The sequence below is a fragment of the Clostridium sp. YIM B02500 genome (assembly GCF_022324665.1).
In the GTDB taxonomy this organism is placed as follows: Bacteria; Bacillota; Clostridia; order Clostridiales; family Clostridiaceae; genus Clostridium; species Clostridium beijerinckii.
The window spans coordinates 39227-54253 of the sequence record NZ_JAKGTE010000035.1; the positions used below are offsets into that span (position 1 = coordinate 39227).

12 protein-coding genes are annotated in these 15027 nt (G+C 28.9%); 3 read left to right on the forward strand and 9 right to left on the reverse strand.

The window, feature by feature from the left end; all coding sequences use genetic code 11:
- Positions 1 to 49: 49 nt before the first annotated feature.
- Positions 50 to 1018: a glycosyltransferase gene (locus L1S46_RS21985; protein ID WP_238900958.1), complete on the forward strand. Its 969-nt coding sequence runs from the start codon at positions 50 to 52 to the stop codon at positions 1016 to 1018.
- Between the two features lie 315 nt (positions 1019 to 1333).
- The gene (locus L1S46_RS21990; protein ID WP_238900959.1) at positions 1334 to 3196 is read left to right on the forward strand and encodes an MBL fold metallo-hydrolase; all 1863 of its coding nucleotides are present in this window, start codon (positions 1334 to 1336) and stop codon (positions 3194 to 3196) included.
- 117 nt (positions 3197 to 3313) lie between these two features.
- Here the strand turns inward: L1S46_RS21990 and L1S46_RS21995 are convergent, their stop codons facing one another.
- The 7 genes from L1S46_RS21995 to L1S46_RS22025 form a co-directional block, all read right to left on the reverse strand.
- Positions 3314 to 4642: a PTS sugar transporter subunit IIC gene (locus L1S46_RS21995; protein ID WP_238900960.1), complete on the reverse strand. Its 1329-nt coding sequence runs from the start codon at positions 4640 to 4642 to the stop codon at positions 3314 to 3316.
- An 87-nt stretch (positions 4643 to 4729) separates the two neighbouring features.
- On the reverse strand, positions 4730 to 5038 hold the full coding sequence (locus tag L1S46_RS22000) for a PTS sugar transporter subunit IIB (protein WP_012060790.1): 309 nt from the start codon (positions 5036 to 5038) through the stop codon (positions 4730 to 4732).
- 80 nt (positions 5039 to 5118) lie between these two features.
- The gene (locus L1S46_RS22005) at positions 5119 to 5439 is read right to left on the reverse strand and encodes a PTS lactose/cellobiose transporter subunit IIA (RefSeq protein ID WP_017211270.1); all 321 of its coding nucleotides are present in this window, start codon (positions 5437 to 5439) and stop codon (positions 5119 to 5121) included.
- Between the two features lie 475 nt (positions 5440 to 5914).
- Complete coding sequence (locus L1S46_RS22010; protein WP_012060792.1) at positions 5915 to 6139, reverse strand: hypothetical protein; 225 nt, start codon at positions 6137 to 6139, stop codon at positions 5915 to 5917.
- A gap of 257 nt (positions 6140 to 6396) precedes the next feature.
- Entirely contained in the window at positions 6397 to 7737 is a 1341-nt protein-coding gene (locus L1S46_RS22015; RefSeq protein WP_238900961.1) for a PTS sugar transporter subunit IIC, read from the reverse strand.
- 281 nt (positions 7738 to 8018) lie between these two features.
- On the reverse strand, positions 8019 to 8330 hold the full coding sequence (locus L1S46_RS22020; RefSeq protein WP_012060794.1) for a PTS sugar transporter subunit IIB: 312 nt from the start codon (positions 8328 to 8330) through the stop codon (positions 8019 to 8021).
- A 153-nt stretch (positions 8331 to 8483) separates the two neighbouring features.
- A complete protein-coding gene (locus L1S46_RS22025) occupies positions 8484 to 8804 on the reverse strand; it encodes a PTS lactose/cellobiose transporter subunit IIA (RefSeq protein WP_238900962.1) in 321 nt (106 codons plus the stop codon).
- A gap of 565 nt (positions 8805 to 9369) precedes the next feature.
- Between L1S46_RS22025 and L1S46_RS22030 the strand changes: the two genes are divergently transcribed.
- Positions 9370 to 12057, forward strand: a complete 2688-nt coding sequence (locus L1S46_RS22030) for a sigma-54-dependent transcriptional regulator (RefSeq protein ID WP_238900963.1) — start codon at positions 9370 to 9372, stop codon at positions 12055 to 12057.
- Between the two features lie 56 nt (positions 12058 to 12113).
- On the opposite strand, the gene L1S46_RS22035 is transcribed toward L1S46_RS22030, so the two are convergent.
- Entirely contained in the window at positions 12114 to 12863 is a 750-nt protein-coding gene (locus L1S46_RS22035; protein ID WP_238900964.1) for a MurR/RpiR family transcriptional regulator, read from the reverse strand.
- A gap of 337 nt (positions 12864 to 13200) precedes the next feature.
- A complete protein-coding gene (locus L1S46_RS22040; protein WP_238900965.1) occupies positions 13201 to 14613 on the reverse strand; it encodes a glycoside hydrolase family 1 protein in 1413 nt (470 codons plus the stop codon).
- Positions 14614 to 15027 lie beyond the last annotated feature (414 nt).

Sequence of the window (15027 nt, forward strand, 5' to 3'; positions counted from 1 at the left end):
CCATCTATAGAGCAAATTTTAACCTTAGTAAAAGATTGGAGAATATATTATGGAAAATACTAAAGATTTAATTAGTGTTATTGTGCCTGTTTATAATGTTGAGAAATATTTACCTCAATGTATAGATAGCATTTTAAATCAAACTGAAAAGAATCTTGAAATTATTTTAGTTGATGATGGTTCATTGGATAATTCCGGAAAGATATGTGATGAATTCTCTAAAAAGGATGATAGAATAGTTGTTATACATAAGAAAAATAATGGTCTAAGTTCTGCTAGAAATGCTGGTCTTGAGATAGCTAGAGGAAATTATATTGGTTTCGTAGATAGCGATGACTGGTTAGATAAAAGTATGTATGAAATTTTGTTAAAATTATTGAAAGAAAATAATTCTGATATTTCATGTTGCGATTTTTTTAAAACAGCTAATAGCGATGACTCAATACCTCATATAGATGATGAGATTATTAATTCTTACAATAATATGGAAAGCCTAAATAACTTCTATAATGGCTTATATACTCAAACAGTAGTAGCTTGGAATAAGCTCTACAAACGAGAACTCTTTAAAGATATTTTTTATCCTGTAGGCAAAATTCATGAAGATGAAGGTACTACATATAAATTATATTATAAAGCTAATAAGATCACTTATACTAATAGGCCTTTATACTACTATAGGATCACTCCTAACAGTATAACTACAAGTAAGTTTAATAAAAAAAGGTTAGATATAATATATGTTTACGATGAAAAAGTTAAGTTCATTAAAAATATAAATAATGAAGAAATCTATTCAAAAACATTAAAATGGTATTTATTTAAGCTTATAAATTGTTATTTTGAATGTTCTAATAATATTGAAAATAATACTGAATATTTAACCTTGATTAACCATAAGGTATCAGAAACATATAAATCTTATATTCAAAGCAATAAAAAACAGCTTCACTGGATAATTTTATTTTCTATATTTAAAATGAATCCTAAATTATATAAAAAGCTATTGAGAAGTTAGAAGATAACAAGATAATTATGTTATTCATATTTTTTTTTGTTCAATGATTATTAGAGAAAATAACAAGTCTAAAATGCCTTGTGTATTTTGCGTCATACACGGAAAGATATCTATCTCATAGAGAACTATTAGCTTAGTTTCCGTACTAAACATAATGCAAAATCCACTAACATATTGACTTGTTATTTTTCTATTACCTCTAAAAATTTTTTCTTAATTTTACATAATGCGGAATAAATCCCGAGACTTGGCTTAAAATTTGCTTGATTATGTGCTATAATATTTTGTATTGAATTTAAGGAGTGTTAAAAGATAATGATGACAAAATATTTTAAAAGTTTTATACTATTCTTTCTAATCTGTTTATCTTTTCATCTTTTTACAGAAACAATAGTATATGCTGAACAGCAAACAAATGAAATTTCACAAAAAACAAATGAATCGACTTTACATAATTCAACAAACGAAGATTCTTCAAAAAATACTAACAAAGATATCAGTACAAGCGTTTCAAGTAACGAATCAGAAAAAGATTCAAAAAAAGACACAGATAATAATAATAATAATAATAATAATAATAACAACGCAACTGCTGTACCGAATAAGCAAGAAGAAGTATCTATTCCATATGGATGGAAAACTATTGATTCTAAAAAATACTATATAGTTAGTGATAAAGTCCTCGAAAAAACTGGATGGTTCATGGAGAAAGATGTTAATCCTGATATAACTTCTAAAGATAAAGGCTATGATGATAAATATTATCTAGATAGTGATTTTTCAGTAGTAATTGGCTGGAAAGAAATAGAAGGAACCTGGTATTACTTCAATAAAGATGGAATACTGCAAACTGGATGGGTTTATGATAATAATATCTACTATACAGACAAGAACGGTGCTATGGAAACTGGATGGCAAAAAATCAATGGGGATACTTATTATTTTGATCAATACGGTCACATGGCTACTCATAAAACATTAATAGATGATAATTGGTATTTCTTTAGCGATGATGGGCAACTTCAAAAAGGCCTTTACTATTATAAAAATAAAGAATATTATTCTGATGACAAAGGAATAATGGTTGTAAATACTTGGGTTGATTCTAGAAATCACAAATATTACATAAAATCCGATGGTTCTGTTGCGACTGGAAAGCTTTATTTAAACGGAACTATGGAAGATTTTAATTCAAATGGTTACTACCAAGGTTCAGATAAAAACGATAAAGATTATCTATTTGTACGTCATTTAAATGTAGGTAATGCTGACTGTGCATTTATAAGATTACCTAGTGGAGAGACCGTTTTAATAGATACTGGTGATACAACAACTAGTAGTACATTAATAGATTTCTTAAATAGCCAGAACTTAAAGAAAGATTTCTTCCAATCTACTACTAGTAGTAGTGTACAAGCTGTTGAATCTAACACTAGCAAGACTTCTAATGGAAAAGGAGTTGTAGATTACGTAGTGCTTACACATCCTCACTCAGATCACATTGGTGGAGTGATTGATTTGCTTAAAAACTTTGATGTCGGAAAAATATTAGTTCCAAAATACTTTGAAATGAAAGATTTTGCAAGTATGAATGATACTACTTCTAGTGCCAGTGAAAAAGAAATTATGAAACATGATTACGAAGTATATACAGCAACAATGAATGCTATAAAGAAAAGCGGAGTACCTTTAGTTACAGCTGAACCAAAATCATATATTGATAGCGAAAATATTTTACAATTTGTTCATGCTGATAAGGATTATCCAAGCTTTGAAGCATCTAACCCTTACCAAGAATACACATTGCTAAACAATAACTCTGCACTTGTTTATTTGAATTATCATGATCTTCAAGAATTATTTGCTGCAGATATTGAATGGGGCGCAGAAAACGACTTTGTTAGTAGAAAAGCCTTAGATGGGAAAGAAGTTGATGTATTAAAGATTCCTCATCATGGAAATCCAACATCTTCATCGTATCCATTTATCGGATATGTTAACCCAATTGTGGGAATAATTTCTAGAGCTAAAGAATCTATTAGCACTACTAATGAATCTTACAATGTTCTAACTACATGTGGTGTTAACATATTTGAGACAAGCAGTGATCCTGATGGAATTTCAGTATACTCCACTAAAGATAATTGGAATGTGGAACCAGCAAATAGTAAATCTTAATATTAACTCAAATTTTAAAAAAGCTTATCATTTGTACTTTTTTACAAATGATAAGCTTAAATTTAATTACCTAAAGTTTTAATCTTTCCTTGTCATAATAATATTATTTAGTAATTCTTATGCCTGAATATTATCACCATGTTGAGCTGCCAATTCATTTTTTAAGTTTATACTATCTTGTCTCTTAAAGAATGGAAGGTAAACGAAGAATGACATCGCTAATACTAATAACTGTAATATTGCTGTTCTAACTCCACCTGTCAAAAGTCCTGATATTGGTGCCGGAGTTGTCCATGGAACCATTACCCCTCCAAATGGTGGAACTATTCCTGTTGCTATTGCAAAATAAAGTATTGTTCCTGATAGCATTGGAGTAATTATAAATGGAATTGCCATAAATGGATTCATTACTATTGGTGTTCCAAATGTAATTGGCTCATTTATATTAAATATCCCTGGTACTATTGCGAGTTTTCCTAATTGTTTGCATTGTGCCGATTTTGCAAAAAATAACATACATATTACTAAACCTATTGTCATACCAGATCCTGTTACTGTCATAAATTGATCAAGAAATTGCTGTGTTACTATATGAGCTCCATTTGCTATTGATAATTCTTTTCCGCTTGTAACTATAGCTGCATTGTCTAAAGTATTTGATTGTAATATTCCTGACATTACACCGCTTACTATTGTTGCTCCATGAACACCAAACCACCATAAGAATGGAATTAAAAATCCCATGACTAAAACTCCACCTAATGAGTCTGTCATACCTTGTAATGGTGTTTGAAGTACTTTATATATCCATTCAATAAATGTTGTTTGTAATCCCCATTTAAATATCATATAAACTATTGTTGCTCCAAGCACTATAACTGCTGCTGGTATTAATGCTGCAAACGAATTCACAACTCCCTGTGGTACGCCATCAGGCATCTTTATTGTAATCTTATTTGCCATAAACCATGAGTAAACTGCTCCAACTATTAATCCTATTATAATTGCGGTAACCATTCCCTTTCCACCACACCATGCTGTTGGTATGACATCACCTACTGTTTCTCCGCTCTTAGTAGTTACTGAAGAGCTAGTTGTTAATATAAATACTACAAATGATATTATTCCTGCTGATAAAGGTTCATGACCTTCATTTTTAGCATAAGTGTATGCTATTCCTATTGTTGCAACAAGTGCTATCATGTTAAATGTTGCTCCATTTGCTTTAAACAGTGGATCAGTCCATCCTGCACCTAATGTAACATTTAGCCAATCATTTAACGGTTGGTATGGCAATTGAGCTAGCAATAAAAATACCGATCCTACCAAAGTTAATGGTAAAGTGAATAAAATACCGTCTTTTAATGCAACAACTCCCTTTAAACCAACAAACTTCATAACTATTGGCAATACTTTTTCGTTTAAAGTTGTCCCAGATGATGACATAATAATTCCTCCTTAAAAATTAGTAAATATAAATTAACAAGGTTTATTAGATAATTTATAAAAAATGATATTGTAAAAACTTTTTAACTATTTTCCTGCTAACTTCAAGGCAAAGTCTAAAACTTTTTGCCCATTCATCATTCCATAGTCAACCATTGGTATAACATCCACAGGTATTCCTTTAGGTTCACATATCTTTTTTGCTTTGTTCAATGTATATCCAACTTGTGGACCCAATAATGCAACATCAACTCCCTCTATATTTTTATCCATCTGGCTTTCTGGAAAAGCTTCAATATCTACATCTATCCCCTTATTCTTAGCTGCCTCCTTCATTTTGTTTACTAAAAGACTTGTTGACATTCCTGCTGCGCAAAATAATCTAATTATTACCATGGTTCATTCCTCCTGAAATATAAATTTATTTATATAAACTTTTAATAAGTATCCTCATAAAATTTTAATCTATTTGTTAATTATTTAACCAACGTATTTACAACTTTTCTTAGTTCGATTATTTGTTCAATTAAGTTTTTCTCTGTTATTGCTGTCATTAGATGATCTTGTGCATGCACAAACAAAACTGACATATCAATCTTTTCACCATTTGCTTCTTTATGAAGGAACATTGTTTGCCCATCATGTGCTTTTGCTAATGCATCATTTGCTAATTGCATTTCCTTATCAGCTTCTTCGTATTTTCCTTCATTTACATTGTTAAGTGCCATATACGCATGATTTTTACAATCTCCAGCGTTTATTATAATGTTCATGATTGCCATTTCTAACTCTTCCACTCTACACTCCCCCATTCAACGTCTTTTAGAATATTTTTCCTTTTATCCTATTGCATAGCATAAATTGTGCCAAACACTATTCTGCTTTTTAGTAGACATTATTTTAAATATATTGATATTATCTATATTAATCCTAATCCCGGATTTATAAAACGTTTACAAAATTTTTATGTATCCAAATTGTCATTAATCTTTTATATGTTTACTTAATATAATCAATATCTAATATAAGAGTTTGATTATTCTTATTAGCGTTTTGGTAATATTGCCCAGTGTTTAGATGAAAGTATATAATTGTGATTAGTGTTTGAACACTTCCAAGAACTGTTTAATCACTAAATTTATTTTAATCATTAAAAAATAATTTCTACAACTAGAAATAAAGCAAATTACATAGGAATAATAAAAAGCATCTTCTTAACTATAAGAAAATGCTTTTTATTCACAATATAAATAATTAAATTATATCTAATTTTTATTGTACACTAACTCCAAAATATAATACTTTTCCAAGTTCAGTATCTTTTATTGATTGTTTTGCAATTGCAGCCGCATTTTGTTGATCACTAAGGCTACACTCAAAAAGTATCTTAATTCCTTCTTTTCTAACAAATTTAAATACTTTCTCATTCTCAACTTCAATATTTTCTACTATATTTATTATATCGTCTTGTCTTAATGCACAGTTTATTAATATCATCTTTCTACCTCACTCCTATTTAATCTTTTGAAAAAAACAACTTTATCTTAATTTGATTTTTAATAATTCTTTATTATACTTTGATTATTAACATATTATATCATTTATTTTTCAGAATTATACTGAGTAAACTCTAACATTTCAATTATTTTCTCATTGAGCTTCTGCTATTGCAGAAATCATAATTTCAATAATTAGAAATGTTAGAGTTTTTAAATTTATTTTAAATTGTTAATAATAGGGCTAATTAATCGTATTTACGCTTGAGCGCTATTTTCGTGTTTTTGTGCTGCTAATTCATCAGCATATGACATAGCATCAACTTTCTTAAAGAATGGGAAGTATATTGCCATTCCAATAAGTAGGAATACTAATTGAGCTATAGCATAACTAGGACCACCAATTATTAATCCTGAGAATACAGCTGGAACTGTCCAAGGTGGTAATGCTCCACCCATTGGTGCAAGTATACCTGTTGCAATTGCTAAATAAAGTAATATTGCATTTACTACTGGAGTAAGTATAAATGGTACACCCATTATTGGGTTCATTACTACTGGAGTACCAAATAATACTGGTTCATTAATATTAAACAAGTTAGCTGGAAGTGCTAATCTACCTAATTGTTTATATTGAGCAGATTTTGCAAGTACTAATAATAATATAGTAAATCCAAGTGTTTGACCACTACCTGCCAAGTTAATAAAGTTATCATAGAATTGTTGAGTTACTATATGAGCTCCGTGAGCAAGATCTAAAGTCCCTGCTTCTTGTAATTTAGCATTAGCTGCAGTATTAGCAGTTAATAAAGCACCTACCATACCTGATACTGTCATACCTCCATGAATTCCGAAGAACCATAAGAATGGAACAGCAAAAGCAATAAGTATAGCTCCTGGAAGTGAATCTGATGCAGCTTGTAATGGTGTTTGAACAACTTTATATATAATTTCTACAAAAGAAGTATTGAATCCAAACTTACATACCGCATATACAACAGTTGCACCTATAAATATAACTGTAGCTGGAATTAATGCTGAGAATGCATTAACAACACCTTGAGGTACACCTTCTGGCATCTTGATTGTAATGTTTTTCTTTACCATTGCACAATAAACAAATGAAACAACTAAACTTACAATAATTGCAGTAATCATGCCTGATCCACCAGTCCAGTCTTGTGGAATAACTCCACCAACTTGAATTGGAGTTGCATCAGGTGTAGCTTTGAACATAACAAAATCATTTGTTACAGTTAAGAATACACTTAAAGCAATTACTGCTGGTGAAAAAGGTTCAAGACCTTCATTTTTACAGTATACATAAGTCATCCCTATAACAGCTACCACTGCCATAATACCCATTGTTGAATGCTGTAATTTAAATAATGGATCATTCCAACCTGGTCCAAAAGCGCTAGTCATACCATCTGTAAATGCTTTTACTGGAAAGCAAGCAATTAATAAGAATATAGATCCAACGATATTTAATGGTAAAGTAAATAACATACCATCTTTTAATGCTTGAACACCTTTAAGATTAACGAATTTCATTACCGCTGGCACTACTTTTTCGTTCAGTGTTTGATTGAGTGACATAATAAATTTCCCCCTTATAACTAAATTGTGATTATAATATGAATAATTACAAATAAAAATTTGCTATTATTACTTATAAACCTACATATTTATTTTGTTTTCTTATAATTGTTGTTAAAGGTTTTCTTTTCTCATATAAAATATGAATATAAGTTAACCGATTAGATATATCTTTATATGTGCATTTGTATTTTTACTTAATCATGTAAAACTACAAATGCTATTTATTTTTGCAAATTATTTCTTATTGGTTAAGTTTATAAAAATAATTAATTTTTCAATTATTTATTTTTTGCAAGATTTAATGCTAGATCTAAAACTTTAGCTCCATTCATCATTCCATAATCAACCATTGGTATTACTTCTACTGGAATGCCATGTGGTTCACAAAGTTTCTTTGCTTTTCCTAAAGTATATCCTACTTGTGGTCCAAGTAATGCAACATCCATACTATCTAAATGTCTATCCATTTGAGATTCTGGAAATGCTATAATTTCTGCATCAACACCTTTAGCTTTAGCTGCCTCCTTCATCTTATTAACTAAAACACTTGTTGACATTCCTGATGCACAGAATAATTTGATTGTAACCATATTTCTTCCTCCTTGATTTAACTTTTATAAATTTTAATATGTTTCATATTTTTTATACGGTTTTGTGTTAATTTTAAAGTTACTTACGAATTTTATTTTCATAGTATTTACAAAATAATGCTTGTCTTATTTGCTTTTCCAAGTTTCAATTTGTTATTTTACTAAAGTGTTTACAATTTTTCTTAACTCTATAATTTGTTCAATAAGATTCTTTTCTGATATAGATGTCATTAAATGATCTTGTGCATGAACAAACAAAACTGATAGTTCTATTTTTTCTCCAGAAGCTTCTTTTTGAAGCATTTCTGTTTGTGCATCATGCGCTTTTCCTAACGCATCATTTGCTAGTTGCATTTCATTTTCAGCTTCTTCATACTTACCTTCGTTTACCAAATTAAGAGCCATATAAGCATGATTTTTACAATCTCCTGCATTGATTATAATATTCATTATTGCCATTTCTAATTGATCCATTTGTACTCCTCCTCCAATTCATCCGGTAGCTGGCATCCGTAATACCTTCCATAATATAAATAACGACTACATGCTCCTGGATAAGTCAAACTAAAATTCAGAAGATATATTAAACTCCAACTGAATAAAGTTTTACTTGATGCTTTATTGCTTCATGCCAATATATATAGCAATACCTGTGCCAAACACTATTAAATATTTAAATTTTTTTCTAATTTTTTTGCTGTTTAAATTTTACATACTATCGGATCACTCCTATATATCAATACTTATAAGCAAAATAGATAATATAATTTCATTTAAAAGTTATATCATTTTTATAATAAAAGTTATATATTTTATTTATTTTATGATATGTGTTTACTTAATACACTTAGTGTTTTATAATTATATATAGTGTTTAATTAATTTCAAAACTGTATATAAACACTAAATAAACAATGTTTAATAATAAATAGTTTTACTATAATAGTCCATTTACCGTGGGATTTTCAGCATAGCGTATGAGAATACTTAATCTATTTATAGTAGCTATAATATTTTTATTTATATAGGAGGACATATAATGGCTAAAAAAGATTTGATTTACCAAAAACTTCTCCAGCTTAATTCTCCAGATGGGATAGACACAAAAACACTAGCCCCTCTAGTTAATATGACTAGAGCTAACTTAAGCCATGAACTAAATGAACTTTGTAAAGAAGGTAAATTGTATAAATCCTCTGGCAGACCAGTATTATTTTTTCTTGCTGAAAATAAGATTCAAAGCAATGAATCTCAGTTAGATTTGTTAGCTAAAAATAATATTTCTCTTAAAGATTCTGTGGAACAGGCTAAAGCGGCTATACTATATCCACCTAAAGGTATGAATTGTTTAATATTAGGTGCTACTGGTGTAGGAAAGTCTATGTTCGCATCTCTTATGCACAATTATGCATTGGAAATGAAGGTGAAAACAGAAGATTCTCCTTTTATAGTGTTTAACTGTGCAGATTATACTAATAACCCACAACTATTAACTTCTCAACTTTTTGGTGTAAAAAAAGGTGCGTATACTGGAGCTGAATCTGACAAAGTCGGATTAATAGAACAGGCTGATGGTGGTATTTTATTTTTAGATGAGATTCACAGATTGCCACCTGAAGGGCAGGAAGCTCTATTCATATTTTTAGATACAGGTACTTTTAGACGTATTGGGGATTCAGAAACCAGAAAATCAGATGTATTAATAATTTCAGCTACAACAGAGGACCCAAATTCTGCTTTATTAAACACATTTACAAGAAGAATTCCTCTTGTTATTAATATTCCCTCTCTTAAAGAAAGAACTTTAGATGAAAGATTATTTTTAATTAAAAGTTTCTTCAAATATGAAAGTATCCGTTTAAATAAAGAGATTTATGTATCTTTAAACTCTCTTAGAGCATTACTTTCTTATGATTGTCCTAATAATATAGGTCAGTTGAAAAGTGACGTTCAGCTACTTTGTGCAAAAGCATACTCTGAATACTTAACTAATATACGACGTGACGTAAGAATCCATAGTAAAATATTGCCTCCTTATATTAAAGAAGGTCTTTATAAAGAAAAAGAACATAGAGTTTTATGGAATAAACTTATGAGTGAAGAAATTGAATATTTTAGATTTAATGGTTCTAATGAAGATACAAACACTATATTTAATAATGGAGATAATACTATTTACGATTTTATAGAAAGTAAACTTGAAAAGCTTAAGTCTCTAGAAATCTCAGATATTGATATTGAAAACATTCTTGAGAAAGATATAGCCAAACATTTCAATAAAAATAACTCTGAAGTTTCCGAAGAAACAAGTAAACAAAACTTATTAACCATTATTGATGAAGATACATTAAAATGTATTGATAGTATAGTAAGTCATATAACTCGAAAGCTTCCTGTAATTTTTGATAGTAATTTATATACGGCTTTTGCTCTGCATATCAACACATTAATTAATAGAATAAATAGTGACAAAATAATAATAAACACTAATTTAAATAGAATAAAAGATCTTTATCCTTCTGAATTTGCTGTTGCACTAGAGATTAAGGAAATCATAGAAAACACTATTAATAAATCAATTCCAATAGATGAAGCTGGATACTTAACATTATTCTTGATACCAGATAATACTTTTAACGATAAATCTCAAGATAAAGTAAAAGTTATCCTAATTGCCCATGGAGAATCAACTGCAACTTCAATGGCTGATGTTTCTAACAGACTACTTGGAGAAAACTATATAATTCCAATAAACGCTCCAATAGATGTTGCTCCATCAAAAGTATTAGAAAGCCTTAAGATTGGTATTCAGGACAATCCAACTTCTGCTGGCTATCTCTTATTAGTAGATATGGGGTCTTTAACAACTTTTGCAGATGTTATAAAAAAGGAATTTCAAGTAGATATTAAAGTGATATCTCTTGTTTCAACTTTACATGTTTTAGAAGCAGCACGAAAAGCACTAATTGGATCATCACTAGATGAAATATATAATGACGTTCTTATGGTAAATTCTTATGTAGAAATACATAAAAATATAAGTAATCCTTCTAGCGATTCAGATAAAGTTTTAATAGTAACTGCCTGCTTAACTGGTGAGGGCGCTGCCATTGCAATTAAAAACTTCTTACTAAGTAATCTTAGATTAGATAAAGATTATTTTGAAGTCGTTTGTCTAAACTGCTTAGACAAAAAATACTTCAAGCAAAAAATAATTAATCTTCAAGAAAAAAATGAGGTACTTTTTATTGTTTCATCTTTTCCTGTAGATTCACCTATAAAACAATATACAATGTACGAAGTATTTAATATGAATGTATTAAAAGAATTACAAAGTATAATTGATTCAAAATTAACTATGATTAATCTACCTAAAATTATAAAGGAAAATATATATAATATAGATGGTGTTGAACTTTATAAAGATGTAACCCTATTTTTAAATATATTACAAGAGAAACTCTTAATTAAATTATCTGATGAAAATATGGTTGGTGTTATTCTCCACTTGTCATTTGTAATAGGACGATTAAGAAATGAAGATAATCCAGCTGTTTATCCTGAAAAAGAGAAATATATAGAAGAAAATGTCAATCTATATAATATGATAAAAGAAAATCTAAACTTCATAACTAGCAAATATAAAGTAGAAATATCAGATGATGAAATATGCTATTTGATGAATCTTTTATCAAATTCAGCTCCTGAATTACAAAGTAAATTTTAATACAAATACATCCCTATAAAAGAATAAACACATTCTTTTATAGGGATGTTAAAGTTTTACTTAGAATAATCAGAAGAATCTACTGCAAACTTATTATGTAGCCTTTTTCCCATACTTTCAATAATATATAATACAGGTATTTGTGTTGTTATATCACTAATTCCTAGTCTTTCTTGTTGGACATAATACGATATATTAAGATCTGATATTTTAGATATTGTACAGTTTTCACTATTTGTTATGCTTACAAGCGTAGTATTTTCTCTTTTTATATTACTTATATAGTCAATAACAGTGCGCGTTTCACCTGAAACTGACATTGCTATTATTATAGAATCTTCATATAGCTTATAATTTCTTGGAAAATACGGATCATCTATATACATGGAAAACTTACCAATTGATGAAAAATATCTAGCTGCATATTTACACAGTATTCCAGATGTTCCTGTTCCTATAAATACTACATTACCTGCTTTCTTTATTAAATCGCAAAGTACATTTAATTTTCTATCAAGTTCACTATTATCTAATTTTTTGAAAAAATCAACTATTATCGATGTATCATTATTTACTTTATCACTTTCATTTTCTTCAAGATACAATTTTAATTTCACTTTAAATTCCGAATATCCTTCACAGTTCAACTTTTTACAGAATCTTAATATAGTAGTTGTTGAGACGTGTGCTTCATCAGATAATTCTCTAATTCTCATATAAACAACTTTTTGAATATTCTTCATTATATATCTGTATAGAGACAACTCTAAATCGTTTAAACTCTGGATAATTTCATAATTAAACATAATTTAATCAACCTCTTCCTTTATAACTAGCTTTTTTACATTCACACATACTTGAATATATTGTTGTCTTAAAATTTAAAACACTATACTAGTTAGCCTTTTACGACTTTGTAGATACTATGATTTATCTTCATTATACGATCTACCAAAGTTCTTTTAATTTAAGTATACATTATTTGAAAAAAACTTTTAAGGCTATGTTTGTAAAAATTCTTTTTAGCTATATTATAAAAGTAAAATATACCAAAGCGAAATTTCTTACACCTTGGTATATTTCATTTATATTAGTATCTATTTTTAAATACTATTATTCTAATATTATATTAATTATCTTTGACTAAATTTCTTCGCCATTAGTTTCGATGACTTTTTTATACCAGAAGAAACTCTTCTTTCTTATTCTTCTTAAATCCTTGAGATCAAATTCATCTCTATTTACATATATAAAGCCATATCTTTTCTTGAAACCTTGGTGAGTACTTATAAGATCTATAGCTGACCATGGACAATATCCAATCAAATCTACTCCATCAGTTATAGCAAGTCTAGCCTGTTCAATATGTTTTCTTAAATAATCAATTCTATAATCATCATTTATAGTATCATTTTCTTCAACATTATCATAAGCACCTAATCCATTTTCAGTAATTATTATAGGTAAATTATATCTTTCATAAACTTCTCTTAAAGTGTTTCTAAATCCTATAGGATCAATCTCCCATCCAAATTGAGTTTTCTCCAAGTTCGGATTAGAAGCTCCTTTGTAAACACCTAAATCTCCTACAGCAATCTGTTGATCTCCACCTTGAGTTGAAACTTCTTTATCATCAATCTTACTTTCCGCAGATGTTCCTGTGCAATAATAATTAAATGCTATGAAATCTGGATTTCCACCTTTTAATATTTCCATATCTCCATCTTCAATAATTGGCTCGATTCCTTTTTCAACCATATAGCTCCAAGCTATTGGATTATACCTACCGTGTACAGCCATATCTAAGTATAACCAATTCCTTATAGATGATTGGTTACTAGCAGCTAATATATCTTCTGGTCTTGAACTTGCTGGATATATTGAGCTTATATTAGGTGCAGGCCCTATTTTCGCTTTTGGACACATACTATGACATAACTTCATTGTTTGCGCTTGTGCAAGCATCATATGATGATTTTGTTTATATAATTCTTTTTCAACATTTTCTACTCCATCATTTACAGTTCCAATTGCCCCTCCATGAAGTATCATCATATTCTGTTCATTTATTGTAAGCCAATATTTAACCCTATCACCGAAGTTTTCAAACAATACTTTTGCATAATTTACAAATGCATTAGCAGTCTCTCTATTTGACCAACCACCTTCTCTTTGAAGCGCATCTGGTAAATCAAAATGATACATAGTAACTAGCGGTTCTATTCCGTATGATAATAGTTCATTTATTAAATTGTTATAAAATTCAATTCCTTTAAGATTTACATCTCCTACTCCATTTGGTATTATTCTAGTCCATGCAATTGAAAAACGATAAGTCTTAAATCCCATTTCTGCAAATAATGCTACATCTTCTTTGTAATGGTGATAGTGGTCACTAGATACCTTAAAATCTGGTGTTCCTGGGAATGGTTCCTTTGTATCTTGAACGGATAATCCCTTTCCATCTTCATTATAAGCACCTTCTACTTGATAAGCTGATGTTGAAGCTCCCCATAAAAAATTCTTTGGGAAATCTTTTAATTTCTTATGAAACATATAAAACCCTCCATTGCACATTATCTTTTTATTATTAACATAAATTTTTTAATCATAATAAGTTGATTCCTATGAATTCAATATATCATATACTGTAACCACTTTATATATTTTTTATAATTTAGGAACACATGCTACTTTTTAGGTATTTGTTTTTTTAGAAAACAAGTTGTTTTAAAAAAACTGCTACAGGCAAAAATTCTTTTTTTACCAGTAGCAGCTTCATTAATAATATCCTTAAATTTTCTTATATATTTCTAATAATATTTTTTACATTATAGTCTTATTTGAACGCTTAGCTTACACTGTATCGTAGATTTAATTACTGTAACTTCTATTTCTTTGCTACATTAATAGCCTTTTCAACAACATTTTCTACAGTGAATCCAAATTTCTCGAATAGGATTTCTGCTT